The sequence below is a fragment of the Rhodoferax sp. GW821-FHT07F03 genome (assembly GCF_059418745.1).
In genome coordinates, this window is the sequence record NZ_JBWKQM010000008.1 from 79,055 (window position 1) to 97,632 (window position 18,578).

General features: G+C 63.2%; 16 protein-coding genes. 8 read left to right on the top strand and 8 right to left on the bottom strand.

Going from position 1 to position 18,578, the window contains the following annotated elements; genetic code table 11:
* Window positions 1–82: 82 nt before the first annotated feature.
* The 5 genes from AC07R0_RS13510 to AC07R0_RS13530 form a co-directional block, all read right to left on the bottom strand.
* Window positions 83–1,405 (bottom strand): TldD/PmbA family protein, encoded by a 1,323-nt coding sequence (locus tag AC07R0_RS13510; protein WP_495105200.1) that lies wholly within the window; start codon window positions 1,403–1,405, stop codon window positions 83–85.
* The gene (locus tag AC07R0_RS13515) at window positions 1,405–2,862 is read right to left on the bottom strand and encodes a TldD/PmbA family protein (protein WP_495105201.1); all 1,458 of its coding nucleotides are present in this window, start codon (window positions 2,860–2,862) and stop codon (window positions 1,405–1,407) included. The genes AC07R0_RS13510 and AC07R0_RS13515 overlap by 1 nt, the downstream gene beginning before the upstream one ends.
* A 48-nt stretch (window positions 2,863–2,910) precedes the next feature.
* Window positions 2,911–3,891 (bottom strand): hypothetical protein, encoded by a 981-nt coding sequence (locus tag AC07R0_RS13520; RefSeq protein WP_495105202.1) that lies wholly within the window; start codon window positions 3,889–3,891, stop codon window positions 2,911–2,913.
* Window positions 3,892–3,965: 74 nt separating this feature from the next.
* A complete protein-coding gene (locus AC07R0_RS13525) occupies window positions 3,966–4,346 on the bottom strand; it encodes a hypothetical protein (protein WP_495074470.1) in 381 nt (126 codons plus the stop codon).
* A gap of 184 nt (window positions 4,347–4,530) precedes the next feature.
* A complete protein-coding gene (locus AC07R0_RS13530) occupies window positions 4,531–5,301 on the bottom strand; it encodes a carbon-nitrogen hydrolase family protein (RefSeq protein ID WP_495105203.1) in 771 nt (256 codons plus the stop codon).
* Between the two features lie 240 nt (window positions 5,302–5,541).
* Between AC07R0_RS13530 and AC07R0_RS13535 the strand changes: the two genes are divergently transcribed.
* Window positions 5,542–7,131: a methyl-accepting chemotaxis protein gene (locus AC07R0_RS13535; RefSeq protein WP_495105204.1), complete on the top strand. Its 1,590-nt coding sequence runs from the start codon at window positions 5,542–5,544 to the stop codon at window positions 7,129–7,131.
* 10 nt (window positions 7,132–7,141) lie between these two features.
* On the opposite strand, the gene AC07R0_RS13540 is transcribed toward AC07R0_RS13535, so the two are convergent.
* Entirely contained in the window at window positions 7,142–7,534 is a 393-nt protein-coding gene (locus AC07R0_RS13540) for a hypothetical protein (protein WP_495105205.1), read from the bottom strand.
* Between the two features lie 215 nt (window positions 7,535–7,749).
* Here AC07R0_RS13540 and AC07R0_RS13545 point away from each other — a divergent pair, with 215 nt between their 5' ends.
* The 4 genes from AC07R0_RS13545 (at window position 7,750) to AC07R0_RS13560 (ending at window position 12,692) form a co-directional block, all read left to right on the top strand.
* Window positions 7,750–9,366, top strand: coding sequence for an AbfB domain-containing protein (locus AC07R0_RS13545; protein WP_495105206.1), 1,617 nt, complete (start codon window positions 7,750–7,752; stop codon window positions 9,364–9,366).
* 79 nt (window positions 9,367–9,445) lie between these two features.
* Window positions 9,446–10,078, top strand: coding sequence for a PEP-CTERM sorting domain-containing protein (locus AC07R0_RS13550; protein ID WP_495074465.1), 633 nt, complete (start codon window positions 9,446–9,448; stop codon window positions 10,076–10,078).
* 79 nt (window positions 10,079–10,157) lie between these two features.
* Window positions 10,158–11,795, top strand: coding sequence for an isovaleryl-CoA dehydrogenase (locus AC07R0_RS13555; RefSeq protein ID WP_495074464.1), 1,638 nt, complete (start codon window positions 10,158–10,160; stop codon window positions 11,793–11,795).
* A 183-nt stretch (window positions 11,796–11,978) separates the two neighbouring features.
* The gene (locus tag AC07R0_RS13560) at window positions 11,979–12,692 is read left to right on the top strand and encodes a hypothetical protein (protein WP_495105207.1); all 714 of its coding nucleotides are present in this window, start codon (window positions 11,979–11,981) and stop codon (window positions 12,690–12,692) included.
* Here the strand turns inward: AC07R0_RS13560 and AC07R0_RS13565 are convergent.
* Together AC07R0_RS13565 and AC07R0_RS13570 are read right to left on the bottom strand one after the other, a co-directional pair.
* Window positions 12,681–13,403, bottom strand: coding sequence for a tetratricopeptide repeat protein (locus AC07R0_RS13565; RefSeq protein ID WP_495105208.1), 723 nt, complete (start codon window positions 13,401–13,403; stop codon window positions 12,681–12,683). The two genes, AC07R0_RS13560 and AC07R0_RS13565, sit on opposite strands and share 12 nt — an antisense overlap.
* Window positions 13,404–13,486: 83 nt before the next feature.
* Window positions 13,487–14,683: an amino acid aminotransferase gene (locus AC07R0_RS13570; protein WP_495074461.1), complete on the bottom strand. Its 1,197-nt coding sequence runs from the start codon at window positions 14,681–14,683 to the stop codon at window positions 13,487–13,489.
* 230 nt (window positions 14,684–14,913) lie between these two features.
* Here AC07R0_RS13570 and AC07R0_RS13575 point away from each other — a divergent pair, with 230 nt between their 5' ends.
* The 3 genes from AC07R0_RS13575 to iscR all read left to right on the top strand — a co-directional run bounded on the left by AC07R0_RS13575 (window position 14,914) and on the right by iscR (window position 18,562).
* Window positions 14,914–15,579, top strand: a complete 666-nt coding sequence (locus AC07R0_RS13575) for an ion channel (RefSeq protein WP_495105209.1) — start codon at window positions 14,914–14,916, stop codon at window positions 15,577–15,579.
* A gap of 115 nt (window positions 15,580–15,694) precedes the next feature.
* The gene (gene uvrB, locus AC07R0_RS13580; RefSeq protein WP_495074459.1) at window positions 15,695–17,797 is read left to right on the top strand and encodes an excinuclease ABC subunit UvrB; all 2,103 of its coding nucleotides are present in this window, start codon (window positions 15,695–15,697) and stop codon (window positions 17,795–17,797) included.
* Between the two features lie 228 nt (window positions 17,798–18,025).
* On the top strand, window positions 18,026–18,562 hold the full coding sequence (iscR, locus tag AC07R0_RS13585; RefSeq protein WP_490590051.1) for a Fe-S cluster assembly transcriptional regulator IscR: 537 nt from the start codon (window positions 18,026–18,028) through the stop codon (window positions 18,560–18,562).
* The last annotated feature ends 16 nt before the right edge of the window (window positions 18,563–18,578 follow it).

Here is an 18,578-nt window from a genome sequence, read left to right on the forward strand (position 1 = left end):
TCTCGTCAGCATAACCAAGTAGCTTCGCTGTCCAGGCCACGACTGCGCAACAAAGTGGGTGGTTTGCCTCGGACCTTATTCCCTACAGCGTCAACGCAAACCCCTCCACAACCGCCCCCGGCGCGGTAATGCTTTGCAGCTGCCGCGCGCCATAGGTGCCGTCGGTTGGTACCAGCTCGGCGTGGTCGGTCAGGGCGACCAGGCCGGTGCCGAACATGCGCAGGAAGGAGTCGTCGAAGCGCATCACCGGAATGGGGGCGACGATCTGGCCGTTTTCCACCCAGAAACAGGCGAAGCGGGTCATTCCGGTCATACGGCAGGCCTGGCGGTCGCTGTAGTTTAGGTAGTGCAGGTTGCTGATGTAGACGCCGGTGCCCAGCGTTTGCAGCACTTCGGTCTCGGGCAAGTGGCCGGGGGCCATGGCCAGCGACTCGGGGCTTTCGCCGTCGCTGCTGCCGTTGGTGGCATGGCCATATTCCTTGGCGCTGCGTGGGCTGGTGAGCGATGCGCCCATCTGGCCGGCACGCACCAGTTCCACGGCGTCGGGTTTGGTGAAACCGTCGGCCTGGAAGCGCGGGGCGATGCCCTCTGCCGTGGCCTCGGTCAGCGTGAGCTGTGGGCTGAGCCAGGCCTGGCCCTTGTGGGCCAGCAGCAGGCTGGAGGTGCCGGTTTGAAGGTCTCTCAGGCCAAAGCCGCCCCAGGACAAGGTGCCCAGTATTTCGGCCACGGCCACCGGGCTGAAGTAGACGCGGTAGGCGCCCGGGGCCAGGGTTTTGGGCGGCAGCGCCAGCAAGGCGATACGGCTGCGGCCTTCGGCCACGCGCTGGGCAAAGTCGGCCTCGCTCCAGGCGGTGCCGGCGTAGCTGGATTTCACGGCCTGGTCCTTTTCCCGATACAGGCACCAGTCGAAAAGGAAGCTCTCGACGCTGTGCCAGTTGCGCTGGCCGCGGCTGTCGGCAAAGGCGCGTACCACGCTGCCGCCGGCGTAGAAGCCGACCAGGTCGCTGCCGGCCGCGTGCTCGGCCACGGCGGCGATCAGTTGCTGCGGCGTGGGCAGGCTACCGGCGGCGCTGCGCTCGGTGTCGACCACTGCATCGGGCAGCAGCAGGTAGGCGTCGTCGGGCACCAGGGGCAGCTGTTCCAGCAGGGTACTGCGCTCGGTCAGCAGGGCTGCAGTGTCGGCCACCAGGTCGCCGCCCAGGCTGATGTTGCTGGAGGCGCGCTTCTGGCCACTGACGACGCTAACCGTGCCGTAGCGTTGCTCCACATGCGTGGCCTGGCGTACCTGGGCGTGGTTGAAGCGGATGAAGTCGGACGCCTCGGCGCTGAAGTACAGGGTGACGCGGTCCGCGCCCGGTGCCGGTGCGCAGACGGCTGCGGCGAGTTGTTGAAAGTAGCTGTGCATCATGCGGCTCCGCCAAATACCGACACATCTTTGAACAGGCAGGCGGGTGCCGCGTGGCCTACACGTATCACCTGGTTAGGCTCGCCCTTGCCGCAGTATGGCGTGCCCATCACCTTGAAGGTGGACGCGTCGCCCACCATGGCCAGGGAGCGCCAGAAACTGGCCGAGATGCCGCGGTAGTTGGGCCGCTTGACCACCTCGGCCAATTTCCCATTGCGCACCATCTGGCCCCATTCGCAGCCGAACTGGAACTTGTTGCGCGAGTCGTCGATGCTCCACGAGGCATTGGTACGCAGCAGGATGCCGTAGTCCATGCTGGCAACCATTTGCTCCAGCGTGCTGTTGCCGGGCTCGATGTTCAGATTGCTCATGCGGTCTATGGGCGCGCGGTTCCAGTTGCTGGAGCGCGTGGTGGCCACGCCGTTGATACTTGGCCGCAGCCTCTGTGCCCGTGCCTGCGACAGGCTGCCGCCCAGCGGCCGCTGCAGTATGCCGTGGTGGATGATCCATTCCCGTTGCGCCGGCGTGCCGTCGTCGTCGAAGGCAAAGCCGGCAAATTCATGTTGCTGGTCGGGAGCGAAGCTGACGTTCAGAAGTGGGCTGCCGTAGGCATAGTGGCCGAACATGTCCAACGTCACAAAGCTGGTGCCGGCGAAGTTGCGCTCATCACCCAGGATGCGGTCCAGCTCCAGCGGGTGGCCTATGCTTTCGTGGATCTGCAGCATCATCTGGTCGGGCATCAGCAGTACGTCCATCACGCCGCTGGGGCAGTTGGGGGCGTGGGCCAGCTCCAGGGCTTCACGCGCCACGCGCGGGCCGTCCTGGGCGAAGCCGGCGCGCTCCAGCACCTCCAGACCGCCTTGCTGGCAAAAGCCGTTGTATTGGCCGGCGGCGGAGCGGGTCTGCGTGTCGCCGTTGGCGCTGGCCACGGCCATGATGTTGGGCACCACAAAGTCCCAGCTTTGCGCCATGTGGCCGCCGTCGCTGGTGATCAGCAACTGCTCGGTGTGGGTGGTCCACAGCGAGGTTGTGCGGTCCTTGATGGCCTCATTGATGTTGGCGCTGGCGCAAACTTCTTTGAGTAAATCAAAGCGCTCGGCCAGCGCGGTTTGCGCGATCGGTCGCGTGGTGGCGGAGCGGTAGTCGCCTTGGTCGCCGGGCCGTGGTGCCTTGCGAAAGTCGAACACGCTGTGCCTGGCGCTCGCCGATGCCAAGTCTTGCGCCTGCGCAAACGCTAAGCGCAGGCCGCGCTCCGACACATCGCTGGTCGCCGCATAGCCCAAGCCCCCGCCGTGCTGCACTGACACCATCACGCCGGCATCGCGCTCACGCGAGGGCGCCTCGGCCACGTCGTTGCGCACCGTCAGGCGCTCGGCACTTTCCACTACGTGGCGGACGGACCAGAAATCTAGGCCGGCGGGCGCGGCGGATGGGGCGAGTTGTTCTATGGTCGGCATGGTGCTATGGAATATGTAGCTTCTAGCGCAGGTGGAATGTGCGTTAACTCAGGCTAAAGGCATTTGGGTTTGCGTAGCTTGGCACATCGTATCGTGCAGCTCCTGCACGGCTTGGATGTCCGGGTGGATGACGCCGCTGCCCAGGGTTTCCACAAATCTGCAAGAAGCGTAGGCAGGGGCTTGGGCTTCGTATTGGGCGATCCAGGCGTTTCTGACGCCCAGTTGCTCCGGCTTGATGGGCCAGACGCCGGGGCGGGGGCGCATATTGGTCTGTATGCCGATGCGCCAAGGTTTGGGGCTCACCCGGGCGCGAAAGCATTGCTGGTTGTGGCACATGGCAGCGTACACAGCATCTGCTTGTATCGCTTTGAAGAACGCGTCGACGGCAGGGTCCGCGGGATCAAAAGGCTGGTGGGTTGCCAGTACGCGCAGGCCGGCGGGCGTACGGTACAGGCGCAGGCCCCAGTCGGTATGCTCTTGCGCGAACTGTGTAACCCGGCTGCGTGCCAAAGTCTCTGCGGCATCTGTTTCGTCGGGGCGGCGGCGTTGAATCCACCGCGTGATGGGCCCTGACGCAATGAATGCCAGCAGGGCAAAGGCAATGCCGGCAAACGGCGAGTGCGTGAGCCAGCCGATGGCCGCTGCCATCAGCAGTATGGCGACACAACCGCGCAAGCCAATCCGCAAGTAGGACTTCTCCGGAAAGTCGATATCGGCGAAGAGAGCGTGGGGTGTATTGAGACAGCGTGCGCCGTAGGCATTGCGCGTGATGATGGTGCTGCCGTGGCGGCTGACGATCTCCTCACGGATGGGTACGCCAGACGCACCGTTGTATGGTGTTTTGGGCTCGCGGCGCTCCAGCTTTTCGCCGGCCAACAGGCGGGACATGGCTTCTTGGGCACGCATGTCTGCGCTGGCTTGGGCGCTGGCCTGGTCGGTGTCTGACCAGCCAAAGCGGCGCACCGTGATCTGCTTTCCTCGGTGCTTTTGTTGTAGACGGGCCTCAGCCCAATACTGTGGAACGATCATAGGTATGGCACTTCAAGGGCGATGAACATGTGGCGCTTTCGTTGTTGCAGAAGGTGGCGTCTGTCGCGTGCTCTTCAGTGTGCAAAGAAGAATCGCACCAGTGCGAATGCCAGTGCAAACAAGTAGCCGTATGAAAAGCTGTCAATCCGCAGCGCATCTTGCCCGCGGCGCGCGCGCCAGGCGCCGAGTATGGCCATGGCCAGGCCGGCGGCTACCGGGGCCAGCAGCAGGTTGGCTAGCTGGCCCAGGTGGTTCAACACCAGGTGGGAGGGAAACACCAGCAGGCTCAAGCCACCGAAGGCTGCGCCAAAAACTGCGTAGCCCGCTGCTGCCAGCCAGGGGTTGCGCTTGCGTCGGAAAGGTTCTGCCAGGGTGTGCAGGCCCAGCTCAAAAAGCGCCTCCACGATGATTTGCAGCAGGAACTCGCCAAAGATGGAAAAGAGGAGCTCGAACATGCGCGTAAGGGAATGGGCGACCTGTTGCGGGAAGACGGTGGGCCACTATAGCCCAGCCCTTGCCAGCCCTCGCCAGCCCGTACCGGTGCGCTGCGTACAGCATCAATTCCTATTTTGATAGCGGCTGGCGCAGGTTCTGCCTGCGCTAGCGGCCGATTTCATTTAAATTTTGGTAGACAAATTCTTAGACTGGCTGCAGCGCGCCGCTCCATAGGCCGGCTTCACGCGTGGCCAGTAGCAGCAGGCCGCCAGTGCCGGGTGCGGCCACCACCAGCGGCCCGCCGGGGGCCCAGAAGCTGCTTTTGCCGGCGCTGGCATAGCCGCCGGTGGGGCCGCCATGGTTGGCCAGCAATACGCCGACATTGAACTGGTGGGCGTATTGCTGCAGCTGGCGCGCGTCGCCGTCAAAACCGCCGACCGACACGAGCGAGCTGGCCAGGTACAGCGCTGCGCCAGCAACGGCTGCGCGCTGGGCATGTGGCGGGTGCATGGAGTCGGCGCAGATGGCCAGGGCTGCGGCGGTATCGCCCAGCATGTAGCCATTCGGGTTGCTGCTGTCCACCGGGCCCGGTGTGGCAAAGCCTTCTTCGCCGGGGTGCAGATGCTGTTTGCGGTAGACGCCGTGGCTGCCGTCCGGGTAGAAGCTGATGGCGCCGATGAATGGCTTGTCGGCCACGTGGCTGGTCAGCGGTGCACCGACAACGATGGTCATGCTGGCTTCGCGCGCCAGGTCTTTTATCGGTGCCAGTTGGTCGTCGTTCGGCTCCAACAGGCAGTGGCGCACCATCGCGGGTTCATAGCCGCTGAGCGACAGCTCGGGGAACAGCAGCAGTTCGGCCCCGGCCTGACGGGCCGCAGTGATGAAGCGCAGATGCGTCTGAAGATTGGCGGCAATATCGCCGGGTACGGAGCAGGATTGGGCGGCGGCGATGCGCAGGGTGCGGTGCGTGGTCATGGAAAGCCGAGGATTTATTTGCTATCTAAAGTGTAGCTTCTAGCGTATATGAAGCCTGCGCCAGCGGCCTTTAAAGCTTTGGAATATGGACGCCGCCACGGTGTGTCGTAGACGCTATGTTTCATCTATAGTGATGAAAAATAGCGCCTACGACCCATGCTAAGCACCGGTCTGCTAGTTTGCTGCAGCCGGGTGCTGGTCGTGCCGAATAGTGTTTCTGCCCATACACAGGAGTGAAAAATGGCTTTTGCAAATCTGAAGATCGGTGTCAAGTTGGCGGTCGCCTTCGTGGCGATTTTGCTGTTGACGGTGATCACTGGCGTCTACGCTGTGACCCAGCTGGACAGGGTCAACGGCAGCACCAAGGAGATCGCCACCGACTGGCTGCCTAGCACGCGCAGCCTGGGTGAGATCGATGCCGCACTGAATGAATACCGCCGGGCCGAGATTCAGCATGTGCTGGCCGTGGACCCGGCCGGCGTGGAGGACAACGACAAGCGCCTGCAGACGGCCCGCAAGCGTATTGATGATGCCTTGGTGGCCTATGAGCCGCTGGTGAGCTCCCCTGACGAACGGGCGCTGTTTGATGATCTCAAGCGCATGGCCAGTGCGCACTACGCCAGCGATGCGAAGTTGATTCCGCTGTCCAAGGGCGGCGAGGCCCAGCACGACCGGGCCAAGGCGTATTTGAATGGCGAGTCGCGCACCACCTTCCGCGTGATGGCCGGCGCGATAGCCAAACTGGTGAAGCTGAATGGCGACGGCGCCGATGCGGCCTATCAGCTGTCGCAGCAGGTGTTCAGCTCGGCCCTGCGCTGGGTGATTGGCTTGCTGGTGGTGGCGATTGGCATAGCCAGCTTTTTGGCGGTGTGGATTACGCGGTTGATCACTGGGCCGATAGGCCAGGCCGGCGCCGCTGCCAGCCAGATTGCCGGTGGCGAACTGTCGCAGCCGTTGCATGTGACCGGTGCCGACGAAACCGCCCAGCTGCTGCGTTCGCTGGAGGCCATGCGCAGCAGCCTGTCGAGTGTGGTCACGCGCGTGCGCCATGGCTCAGATGCGGTGTCCATTGCCAGTGCGGAAATCGCCCAGGGCAACCAGGATCTGTCGGCGCGCACGGAGAGCCAGGCCAGCGCGCTGGAGCAGACGGCGGCTTCCATGGAGCAGCTCAGTGCCACGATGCGGCAGAACGCCGACAGCGCGCGTGAAGCCAACCAGTTGGCGCAGCGGGCCAGCACGGTGGCGGTGGATGCCGGGGAGGTGGTGGGCCAGGTGGTGGAGACCATGCAGGGCATCCACGAAGCCTCGCGCAAGATATCCGACATCATCGGCGTGATCGATGGCATCGCCTTTCAAACAAATATCCTGGCGCTAAATGCCGCCGTGGAAGCGGCCCGTGCCGGCGAGCAGGGCCGTGGCTTTGCGGTGGTGGCGAGTGAAGTGCGCAGCCTGGCCGGCCGCGCTGGCAGCGCGGCCAAGGACATCAAGCAATTGATCGCCACCAGCGTGGAGCGCACCGAGCGCGGTACGGCGCTGGTGGGCAAAGCCGGGAGCACGATGGCCGAGGTGGTGACGGCTATTCGCCGCGTCAGCCTGATCGTGGGCGAGATCAGCACCGCCAACAACGAGCAAAGCGCGGGTGTCACGCAGGTGGGCGAGGCGGTAACGCAGATCGACCAGGTGACGCAGCAAAACGCCGCATTGGTCGAGGAAATGGCGGCCTCGGCCAGCAGCCTGAAAGCCCAGGCGCTGGAGTTGGTGCAGGCCGTGGCCGTGTTTAAGCTGTCGCCAGGCGCGGGCGGTGGCTTGCTACTTGGGCGCGCGGCCTAGCGCGGACGGCTCAGCAGGCAAACGACTCGACAAACTGCGCGCCGCCGTCCAGCAGGCAGACCAGCGACTGCGCGCTGGCTTCGAGTTGCGCGCCGTTGGAGAAGCGCAGCTCCAGCCGCACCGGGCCGGTCGATGCATAGGGCAGGGGCAGGGTGGTTGGCCGCAGTGCGCCGTCCCACAGCCGACCCTCCGATAGACGCCCCACGCATTCGGCGAGGTGCCCGCTCCAGACCACATCGTGTAGCTCCATGCGCAGGGGCTGCAGGTAGCCTATGCGCGCGTCCGCCAATTGCACGGACGCGGCGGAGAACACGATGGCCAGCGCTGTGGCCTGCGGCGTGCAGCTGCGCACCTCGGAGTCGTGAAAGCTGAATTGCATGGGGGTGGCTGGGTGTGTGCTCATGGTGTTGTTGCTACGGGTTTTCGCCAATTCGAGTTTTGCAATTGAATATCGGCAAAACGCTATTGGCTTCGTATCGTTTATTTCCCTAGTATGCAAGGACCGCTACCGGTGCTCGCTGTGCTGCCGGACCAATAAGGCGGATCTATTAGGAGACAAACAGAGTGAAACTACGCGGAAAACCCCTTTCGGCGCTGCTTGTCAGCGCCGCAGTCTTTTTGTCAACCACGCTTTTGAGCGCCTGCGGCGGCGGCACGGATACGGTGGCAACTGCCAGCTCGGAGGTCACGGCCAGGGCCGGTGCCGGCGATATTGCACCCGACACCGCACCCGATACCTCGGTGGCCTGGGTGCTGAGCTATTTCGGACCCAGCCAAGACCTGCCCAACGACTCGCTGCACCTGGCCTACAGCACCGACGGCCTGCACTGGAGCGGCCTGAACAACGGCAAGCCGGTCTACCAGGCGCCGACCACGATTGGCGGAATCGCCGGCTCCGGCCATATCCGTGACCCGTTCATCCTGCGCAAGAACGACGGCAAGTTCGTCTACATCGCCACCGACTGGACGCTGGCGGTGAACGACTCCAATTACTGGAACCGGCCCAGCTCGCGTATCTTCGTGGCCGACAGCGACGATCTGATCATCTTCAAAAACCCACGCTTCCTGACCATGGCGACCAGCCTGGGCAGCAATACCACGCCGCACGCCTGGGCGCCCGAGGCCTATTACGACCCGGACCGCCGCAACTACGCCATCGTCTGGTCCGGCAACGCTGACCGCAACCGCACCTATGTGAGCCACACCAAGGATTTCGTCAGCCTGACCAACCCCACGCCCGATGTGCTGTTCGACCCCGGCTATGACGAAATCGACGCCACGGTGACGCCCTACAACGGCCACAACTACCTGTTCTACAAAGGTGAAGAAGGTAGCGGCAAAGACATTCAGTTGGCCAAGTCCTCGGGTACGGCTTTGGCTGCGGGTACCTTTACCCGTGTTTCGCCCAACTTCATCACTCGGGGGACCAACCAGAGCGTGCAGCAAGGCGTGGAGGGACCGCTGGTTATCAAGGTACCTGGCCAGAACCGCTGGTACCTTTACGCCGACTACTACGGCAAGGGCGGCATTTTTGGCTGCTGGACCACCGACAACCTGGACGCCGATGTCACCAGCTGGACCCAGCTGACCAATGGTGTGGATTTCACCCTTCCAGCCGGGGTACGCCACGCCAACACCGTGCGCGTGACCCAGGCCCAGTTGGACGCCCTCAAAGCGCACTACGGCGTGACGCCCCCCGCGACACAGATCAAGACGACTTACTCTGAAGGTGGTGTGCCGTTTTACGTAGCGCATTCTTGGTTCCACGGCATGATCACCCAGCTGAGCGACACGGCCAACGGCCAGTTGCCCACCGATTTCAAGTGGAATGCCGTGCCCGGCCTGGCCAACCCGTCGGACCCCAGCCTGGTGTCCTTCGAGGCCCAGGGCTTTCCGGGGCGCTACCTGCGCATAGACAGCGCCAACCCGACGCGTTGGCCCACCGGCGGCAGTGCCACGCAAGCCAACCGCGGCTACGGCCTGGGCTGGATCGCCACCGCCGACCAGAAGAACCTGACCTGGGTGGACACTTTTGCCGACACCACGGTGTTCAAGAGCGACGCTACTTTCCGTAAGGTAACCGCGCTGAATGGCGACAGCAGCATGGTGTCGCTGCAGTGGTATGGCAACAGCAATCTGTACCTGCGCCACATGGCCTACCAGCTGCTGGGCCTGCCCAGCACGGGGACGACGCAGCAAAAGATTGATGCGTCCTTCACGCTGGAAACCCAGTAGGACTCTGCCAGTTTCTCCGCCGGTGCCCGTCTGCGGGCGGGCACCTCTTTTTTCATTTTTGCCAATACGCTATGACGCTATGAATACCTATCTTTCCCGCATGATCGCCGGCTTGGGGCTGCTGGGTGTCACCGCCCTGGTGCCCCATGTGGCGCAGGCCGTGCCCGTGACCTCACTGGCGGTAGCGTCTTCCATCACCATGCCTGTGCTGAATGTGTTCGGCGGTGGCCCACAGACTCTGGCGCCCGGCATGACCTGGACCAGCACCAACAGCGACGCCGTGTTTGGCTATACCGACGGCTATGACTTCAATGGCAATGGCGCCTGGGACTACACCAAGACCATGGTGGGCACCAATGACGCCAGCTCCAGCATGACCATCACCTTCGACAAGGCGGTGACGGCCTTTGGTGGCTTCTTCAACTGGGCGCCGGGCGAAGGCTTGGCCAGCATCGCCGCCTACGACGTGAACAATGTGCTGATCGAGTCGCTGGACCTGACGTTTCTGACCGACGGCAGCCTGAACTCGGGCGCCTTCTTCGGCTTCCAGGAGTCGGGCACGAGCATCAAGTCCTTTGTGATGACCGGCGCCTACATCGGCGCGGCCGACTTCCAGGTGCAGACCGTGCCCGAGCCCGGCACCGTGGCCTTGTTGCTGGGCGGCCTGGGCTTGCTGGGCCTGGTGTCGCGGCGTAAGTCCCGCGGCGGCTAGCCTGCCGGGCAGGCAGCCAAGGCGCGGCTGCCTGGCTGCTGCCTATACTGGCCGGTGGATACATTGGTAGGAGACACACATGCCATGGACCACCCACGACGTGAGCAACGTGGTGCCCGAGCTGAAGGACATTCCGCTCTACCAGCGCGACCTGGCGCTGCGGGAAGCTTTGCAACGCGGCGGCGCCCACGCGCAGGAGGCGGCCGTCTCCGCCTATGGCACAGCACTGGGCCGTGAGCAGACTATCCGCTGGGCCGAAGACGCCAACCGCCACGAGCCCGAGCTGCAAGCCTTTGACCGCAACGGCCAGCGCATCGACGTGGTGAGCTTTCACCCGGCCTGGCATGCGGTGATGGGCTTGTTGCGCGGGCAGAACCTGGTGTCCCAGCCGTTCTCCGACCCGCGGCCTGGCTGCTGGAGCGCCTACGCCGCCGGCTTTTACCTGCATGCGCAGGCCGAGGACGGTTCGCTGTGCCCGGCGTCCATGACATTTGCCAGCATCCCGGTGCTGCAAAAAGAGCCGGCGCTGTTCGCTCAACTGGGGCCCAAGTTGTATTCCACCGTGTACGACCCGCGCGACCTGCCGATTCCGCAAAAGCAGTCCATCTGGATCGGCATGGGCATGACCGAGAAGCAGGGCGGCAGCGACGTGCGCAGCAACACCACCACGGCCACGCCCATCGCCAGCGCGCAGGGCCGGGGCGCTGCCTACAGCCTGGTCGGACACAAATGGTTTTTCTCGGTGCCCATGAGCGATGCGCATCTGGTGCTGGCGCGCACGTCGGCGGGGTTGTCCTGCTTTTTCGTGCCGCGCTTCCAGCCCGATGGCACCAAGAACGCGGTGCGCATCCAGCGCCTGAAGGACAAGCTGGGCAATAGCTCCAATGCCAGCAGCGAGGTCGAATTCCACGGCGCCTGGGGCCAGATGGTGGGCGAGGAGGGGCGCGGCATCCCGACGATCCTGGAAATGGCCGGCTACACCCGGCTGCACTGCGTCATGGGCAGCGCCGGTCTGCTGCGTGCAGCCACGCTGCAGGCCATCCATTACGCACGGCAGCGGCAGGCCTTTGGCAAACGGCTGGTGGATCAGCCGCTGATGCAAAGCGTACTGGCCGACATGGCGCTTGAGAGCGAGGCCGCCACGCAGCTGATGATGTCTCTGGCCCAGGCTTTCGAGCAAGGTGACGCCCCGCTGGCGCGGGCGATTCAGCGCATCGTTACGCCAGCGGCCAAGTTCTGGGTCTGCAAGCGCGGCGTGGCGCTGGCCGGTGAGGCGATGGAGGTGTTCGGCGGCAACGGCTACGTGGAAGAAAGCCCCATGGCCCGGCTGTTCCGCGCCATGCCGGTGAATTCGATCTGGGAAGGTTCGGGCAATGTGATGTGCCTGGATGTGTTGCGTGCCATAGGCCGCGAACCGGCGGCCTGGCAGCTGCTGTTGGATGATCTGGCGGCGCGCAGCCAGGGCGATGTGCGGCTGCAGGCGGCGCTGCAAGCATTGCGCAGCGCGTCGACGGCCGAAGCTGATGGCCGGCGCCTGGCGCAGACCCTGGTGCTGCTGGTGCAGGCAACGCTGCTGCGTCAATATGCACCGGACTATGTGGCCGAGGGCTTCATCGCCTCGCGCTTCAGCGCCGACTGGGGCCGCGTCTGTGGTGTGCTGCCAAATACGTTGGCACGCGACGCCATCATCGCCCGCGCCTGGGGCGATGTGCTATGAAATAGGGCGTCATTCCTGCGGATGAAAAGTGCCGCTGGCGCAGGTAATATAAGCGCAGGCCGCTACTTTTATCGTAGCAAAAATGCTTGAAAGCTCTCCCCGTCGCCGCTGTCGGTGCCGTATTGGCCCGTTTGGCGGATTGGCTATGCTGCAGCCTGTTACCTCTTTCGCACCCTGGCATCCATGCACATCACCTTCCGTTGCGACCCCGCGCTGCTGGACATCCTGCCGCGCCCGATTCCGGCCAAGCAGGCCTTGCCGGACTGGCTGCGCGCCATGCCGCCCAAGGCCTTTTCCGAGCTGCATGGCCGCGACGTCCGTACAGTAAAGCAGTGCCCGCCATTCATCGATGCCATGTCGCATGGCTTCATGGTGCTGCTGCCCTGCGATGTGCGGGTGGAACAGGGCCAGTTCAGCTGGGACTGGGAGCTGCCACCGCTGACGGTGCAGGCGCACCCGCGCGCGCCGCTGAGTTTTCATGTGCCGGCGCAAATTGCCGGGGCGCCGTTTTTTGACGGCCATAACTCTGCGCTGAAGTTCAACAGCTTCTGGACCATCGAGCTGGAGCCCGGCTGGTCGCTGTTCGCCACCCATCCGGTGAACCGGGACGACCTGCCATTTCGCCTGCTGACCGGCCTGGTGGATGCGGACCGGTTTACCGATGCCGGCATCAATTTCCCGGCGGTGTGGACCGCGCCCGACTTCAGCGGTGTGCTGCCCAAGGGCACGCCAGTGGCCCAGTGCTTTGCCGTGCCGCGTGCTGCGCCTACGCTGGTGTGTGAAGGCTTTTCGGCCGAACGTACAGCCCGCTACGACGCTCTGGTGGGCGAGGTGCTGGCCGCCCCCGGCATTTACCGCAAGCGCTTTCGCGCCAAGCGCGGCGGCTCAGCCGGCTAGCGTAGCTTTCAAAGCATTCAGGTCCAGCCACAGCGCGCCATGCGGGCTGGAGGTGAGCGCATTGGCGATGCGGCCAAAGGTGTCGGCGCGCAGCCTGTAGGCCTGGCCATAGGCGGCCATGGCAGCGGGCAGGGCGCCGGTCTCCTGCAGCGCGATGCCCAGATTCACGGCAGCCTCCAAATAGCCGGGTTGCAGCTGCAGCGTGGTCTGGAATGCCGCTACGGCAGCCGCCATCTCGCCCAGGTCTTGCCGCGCCACGCCCAGCTGGAACCAGGCAGCAGCATGTTGCGGGTGCTGCCGCACCAGGCTTTGCAACACCGGGGCGGCGGCTGCGTTCTGCCCCTGTTCGCACAGGCTCAGGCCCAGCAAATAGGCGGATTCGGGATGCGCCGAATTGAGTGCGCAAGCTTGTGCCAGGTAGGCCGTGGCGGCGGCCAGGTCGTTCTGGGCCCGGGCAATCTTGCCCGCCAGCAGCAGCGTGGGCGCATGTTGTGCACGGGCTTGCAGGCTGCTGTGCACATGGCTGCGGGCCAGGTCCAGTGCGCCGGCCTGCAGCTGCATCACGGCCAGCAACTGGTGGGCTGCGGGCTCGGCTGGTTGCCGCTGCAGTATGTCCTGGCAGATGCGCATGGCCGTGTCTGACTGCCCGGCGTTATAGGCTGTGATGGCCGCGCCTATTGCCTGCTCAAGTGTCTGCGGTGTTGCGGCCATGGTGCATGGATTCCAGATATGAAAATAGCTACTGACGCAGGCAGAACCTGCGCGAGTAGCTATTTATTTAGGAGCGGTCTGGTTTAGACCACTTTGGCGATGGACGCGCAGACGTAGTCGATGTTCTTGCTGTTCAGCGCGGCCACGCACATGCGGCCGGTGTCGGTGCCGTACACGCCGAACTCGGTGCGCAGGCGCACCATCTGGTCCTTGCTCAGGCCGGAGTAGCTGAACATGCCGATCTGGCTGGTGATGAAGCTCATGTCTTGCTTCACGCCGGCAGCCTTCAGGCCGTCCACCAGCTTCTGGCGCATGGCCTTGATGCGCACCCGCATTTCACCCAGTTCGCTTTCCCACTGGGCGCGCAACTCGGGGGTGTTCAGCACCGTGGCCACGACGGTGGCGCCGTGGATTTGCGGGTTGCTGTAGTTGGTGCGGATGCAGATCTTCAGCTGGCTCAGCACGCGGCTGGCTTCTTCCTTGGATTCGCAGAGCACGCTCAGGGCGCCCACACGTTCGCCGTACAGGCTGAAGCTCTTGCTGAACGAGGTGGAGACCAGAAAGCTCAGGCCGGCGGCGACGAACTTGCCGATGACGGCACCGTCTTCCTTGATGCCGTAGCCGAAGCCTTGGTAGGCCATGTCGAGGAAGGGGGTCAGGTTGCGGGCCTTGACCACGGCAACCACCTGGTCCCATTCGGCGGCGGTGATGTCGTAGCCGGTGGGGTTATGGCAGCAGGCGTGCAACACCACGATGGTGCCGGCAGCGGCTGCGTTCAACGATGCCAGCATGCCTTCGAAGTTGACGCCGCGCTTGGCTGCGTCGTAGTAGGCATAGCTGTCGACTTCGAAGCCGGCGTTCTGGAACAGCGCGCGGTGGTTTTCCCAGCTCGGGTCGCTGATCAGCACCTTGGCGCTGGGGTTCAACTTCTTCAGGAAGTCGGCGCCGATCTTCAGGCCGCCGGTGCCGCCAATGCCTTGCACGGTGACCGCGCGGCCGGAGGTGACGGGTTCCGAGTCGGCACCGAAGACCAGGCCTTTGACGGCGCTGTCATAGGCGGCCACGCCGTCGATAGGCAGGTAGCCACGTGCCTTGGGCGCGTCGGTCATTTGCTTTTCAACGGTTTGCACGCAGGCCAGCAGCGGCAGCTTGCCGTTGTCGTCGAAGTACACGCCCACGCCCAGGTTCACTTTGTTGGGGTTGGTGTCGGCAGCGAATTGCTCGTTGAGTCCCAGGATCGGGTCGCGCGGTGCCATTTCGACGGCGGTGAACAAAGACATGGAAAAAGTCCTATGGAGTTGGTCGGGGAAAGAGCTGGCCCGCTGCGCGAATCTGCGCGGAGGGCAGCCTTGAATTTTAGCCGCCAGCGCAGGGGGCGCCCTTGCCAATCCGGCATGGCCGCATGTGAGGCTGTATGTGGGTACTATGTATTTGATAGCTGCTTGCGCACGTCTTGTCTGCGCTGGCGGCCAATTTCATGCGAAATTTGCGCTTGTTGGACAATCCTGCCATGCGTTATCTACGGCTTTATGCGACCACCCGGCGCCACCCATCTGCCATCCTGCTGCTGGTGCAGTTGCTGGGCATGGTGCTGTACCCATTTATCGAGAACACGGCGGCCGGCCATATCGCCTTCGGTGTGTTTGGCATCGTGGTGCTGGCCATCACCACCCGCATGGTGCGGCGCACACCGGGGCTGGCCTGGGTCAGTGCCTGCATTGCGACACCAGCGGTTGTGCTGCTGGCGCTGCAAGCCATGTTCGGCATGCCCCATCTGCTGCCTTGGTCGGCAGGGCTGGAGGCGGTGTTTTATCTGTATGCGGCGGGTAGCCTGATCGCCTACATGATGGCCGACCGGCACGCCAGTACCGACGAGTTATTTGCCGCCGGCGCCACCTTCACCTTGCTAGCCTGGGGCTTTACCTATTTGTTCGTGATGGTTCAGGCGCTGCAGCCAGGCTGTTTCTCGGCCATGGTCAACCCCGGCGAGCCGCGCAGCTGGACGGAGTTGATGTTTTTAAGCTTTGCGCTGCTGTCCAGCACCGGCATTGGCGACGTGATTCCCATCACGCCGCATGCACGTGCGTTGGCCAGCGTGGAGATGTTTACCGGGGTGATGTACCTGGCGGCCGTGGTTTCGCGTCTGATTGGTTTAACGCTGGTTTCGCGCACCTGAGTTGGATTTACCCCTGGATTATTCAGGTTTGAATAATCCAGCTGCTACGGTTTTGCCTGTATTCCTATACAGTATCGGGTTTTGCCGCTTTTGTTGCGATGGGAGCTTGCGCGCCATGACCGAAACCGTTTCCCTGTATCCATCTACCTCCCCCGAGCCGCCGGCGGGCGAGTTTGTCAGCTTCCCCGATTCGCCGTTTGAGCTGTTCATGCCCTACCCACCGGCCGGGGACCAGCCAGAGGCCATCCGCCTGCTGGTGGAGGGGGTGAACGACGGCGAAGTATTCCAGACCCTGCTGGGCGTGACCGGTTCCGGCAAGACCTACACCATGGCCAATGTGATCGCCCGCCTGGGCCGGCCGGCCATCATCTTCGCGCCGAACAAGACCCTAGCGGCACAGCTGTATAGCGAGTTCCGCGAGTTCTTCCCTAAGAACGCGGTGGAGTATTTCGTCAGCTATTACGACTATTACCAGCCCGAGGCCTATGTGCCGCAGCGCGACCTGTTCATCGAGAAGGACAGCGCCATCAACGAGCACATCGAGCAGATGCGCCTGAGCTGCACCAAGAGCATCATCGAGCGGCGTGACGTGGTAATCGTCGCCACTGTCTCGGCTATCTACGGTATCGGCGAGCCCGAGAGCTACCACCGCATGGTGATGACGCTGCGCACCGGCGACAAGGTGGGCCAGCGCGACGTGATTGCCCAACTGATACGCATGCAGTACCAGCGCAACGACATGGAGTTCAGCCGCGGCAAGTTCCGCGTGCGCGGCGACACCATCGACGTGTTTCCGTCCGAGCATTCCGAACTGGCCATCCGCATCGAGCTGTTCGACGACGAGATCGAAACCCTGCAGCTGTTCGATCCGCTGACCGGGCGCATTCGCCAGAAGATTCCGCGCTTCACCGTCTACCCCAGCAGCCACTATGTGACGCCGCGCGACAAGGTGCTGGCTGCTGTGGAGACCATCAAGATGGAGCTGTCCGACCGGCTGAAAGAGCTGGTCAGTGCGGGCAAGCTGGTGGAGGCGCAGCGGCTGGAACAGCGCACCCGTTTCGACCTGGAAATGCTGACCGAGATCGGCCACTGCAAGGGTATCGAGAACTACACCCGCCACCTGAGCGGCGCGGCACCCGGCCAGGCGCCGTCCACCCTGACCGACTATCTGCCCAAGGACGCGCTGATGTTCCTGGACGAGAGCCACATCCTGATCGGCCAGTTTGGCGGCATGTACAACGGCGATAGGGCGCGCAAGACCACGCTGGTGGAATACGGTTTTCGCCTGCCCAGCGCACTGGACAACCGGCCGCTGAAGTTTGAAGAGTTCGAAACCAAGATGCGCCAGGCGGTGTTTGTATCCGCCACGCCCGCGCAATGGGAAAAGGACCATACCGGCCAGGTGGTTGAGCAACTGGTGCGGCCTACCGGCCTGGTGGACCCGAATGTGGAGGTGCGCCCCGCCACCCACCAAGTGGACGATGTACTGCAGGAGATACGCATCCGCGTCGAGAAGAATGAGCGCGTTTTCATCACCACGCTGACCAAGCGCATGGCCGAGCAGCTGACCGACTACCTGACCGAAAACGGCGTCAAGGTGCGCTATCTGCACAGCGACGTGGACACGGTGGAGCGGGTGGAAATATTGCGCGACCTGCGCCTAGGTACCTTCGATGTACTGGTGGGTATCAACCTGCTGCGCGAGGGCTTGGATATTCCCGAGGTGTCGCTGGTGGCCATTCTGGATGCGGACAAGGAGGGCTTTTTGCGTTCCGAGCGGTCGCTGATCCAGACCATTGGCCGCGCCGCACGGAACTTAAATGGCCGTGCCATCCTCTATGCAGACAAGGTGACCGATTCGATGCGCAAGGCCATCGACGAAACCGAGCGCCGTCGCGCCAAGCAGATCGCCCACAACCTGGCGCAGGGTATTACCCCGCGCAGCATCGTGAAGCAGGTGAAAGACCTGATCGACGGCGTGTACAGCGAGAAATCTGGCCGCGAGGCCGAGAAGCTGGAGCAGGACGCCATCCAGCGCGCCAAGGTGGAGGAGATGGGCGAGAAAGACATCGCCCGCGAAATCAAACGCCTGGAAAAGCTCATGCTGGAGCATGCGCGCAACCTGGAGTTCGAAAAGGCGGCCCGTGTACGCGATCAGCTGTCGGTACTCAAGACCCAGGCTTTCGGTGCTTCCGGGCACGACAGCGTGGCGCTATAGCCGTAAAAAATACCCATCGTTCTAAAAAAGACTGATTGGTCTGCTTACCCGACGGATTCGATTGGGTTCTCTGCTACAATGGCACCTGTCAATAAAGAAAAACCAGCAGTTGAGGGCTCGCAATCGCTATGAAAGGCGATTGATAGCTGGAGGAAGAGGGGGTCAGGTTTGCGTTGTGCAGGCCGGCCCAATGTCAACACCAGTACAGCCAACCAGAAGGAGCTTGCGATGCGACTCACCACCAAAGGCCGTTTTGCGGTCACCGCGATGATTGATCTGGCCCTGCGCCAGAATAACGGCCCTGTCACCCTGGCTGCCATTAGCCAGCGCCAGCAGATTTCTTTGTCTTACCTGGAGCAGTTGTTCGGCAAGCTGCGTCGCCACGAGCTGGTCGAATCCACCCGCGGCCCCGGCGGCGGCTACACCCTGGCTCGCAAGGCCGCAGACATCACCGTTGCCGACATCATTGTGTCGGTGGACGAACCTATCGACGCCACCCAGTGCGGCGGCAAGGAAAACTGCCTGGGCGATGCCGGCCGTTGCATGACCCACGACCTGTGGGCCTCGCTGAATACACGCATGGTCGAATTCCTGGATTCCGTCAACCTGCAAAAGCTGGTCGACGACCAATTGGCCAAGGGTGTGCAGATCGAGACAAAGCCCATGGTCAAGCGCGCCATTTCCAGCCTGCCCGTGGTCAAGCCCATGCGCATCACCGGGCCCAATTCGGTATTCGCCCTGGGCAATGTATTTGCCAAGTCGTGATGGCTGACGTGTTTTT

Coding starts and splice junctions, on each gene's coding strand:
- AC07R0_RS13525 (WP_495074470.1), bottom strand. CDS start 4,346: ATGTTCGAGCTCCTCTTTTCCATCTTTGGCGAGTTCCTGCTGCAAATC.
- iscR (WP_490590051.1), top strand. CDS start 18,026: ATGCGACTCACCACCAAAGGCCGTTTTGCGGTCACCGCGATGATTGAT.
- uvrB (WP_495074459.1), top strand. CDS start 15,695: ATGACCGAAACCGTTTCCCTGTATCCATCTACCTCCCCCGAGCCGCCG.
- AC07R0_RS13565 (WP_495105208.1), bottom strand. CDS start 13,403: ATGGCCGCAACACCGCAGACACTTGAGCAGGCAATAGGCGCGGCCATC.
- AC07R0_RS13550 (WP_495074465.1), top strand. CDS start 9,446: ATGAATACCTATCTTTCCCGCATGATCGCCGGCTTGGGGCTGCTGGGT.
- AC07R0_RS13555 (WP_495074464.1), top strand. CDS start 10,158: ATGCCATGGACCACCCACGACGTGAGCAACGTGGTGCCCGAGCTGAAG.
- AC07R0_RS13560 (WP_495105207.1), top strand. CDS start 11,979: ATGCACATCACCTTCCGTTGCGACCCCGCGCTGCTGGACATCCTGCCG.
- AC07R0_RS13540 (WP_495105205.1), bottom strand. CDS start 7,534: ATGAGCACACACCCAGCCACCCCCATGCAATTCAGCTTTCACGACTCC.
- AC07R0_RS13510 (WP_495105200.1), bottom strand. CDS start 1,405: ATGCACAGCTACTTTCAACAACTCGCCGCAGCCGTCTGCGCACCGGCA.
- AC07R0_RS13515 (WP_495105201.1), bottom strand. CDS start 2,862: ATGCCGACCATAGAACAACTCGCCCCATCCGCCGCGCCCGCCGGCCTA.
- AC07R0_RS13530 (WP_495105203.1), bottom strand. CDS start 5,301: ATGACCACGCACCGCACCCTGCGCATCGCCGCCGCCCAATCCTGCTCC.
- AC07R0_RS13520 (WP_495105202.1), bottom strand. CDS start 3,891: ATGATCGTTCCACAGTATTGGGCTGAGGCCCGTCTACAACAAAAGCAC.
- AC07R0_RS13575 (WP_495105209.1), top strand. CDS start 14,914: ATGCGTTATCTACGGCTTTATGCGACCACCCGGCGCCACCCATCTGCC.
- AC07R0_RS13535 (WP_495105204.1), top strand. CDS start 5,542: ATGGCTTTTGCAAATCTGAAGATCGGTGTCAAGTTGGCGGTCGCCTTC.
- AC07R0_RS13570 (WP_495074461.1), bottom strand. CDS start 14,683: ATGTCTTTGTTCACCGCCGTCGAAATGGCACCGCGCGACCCGATCCTG.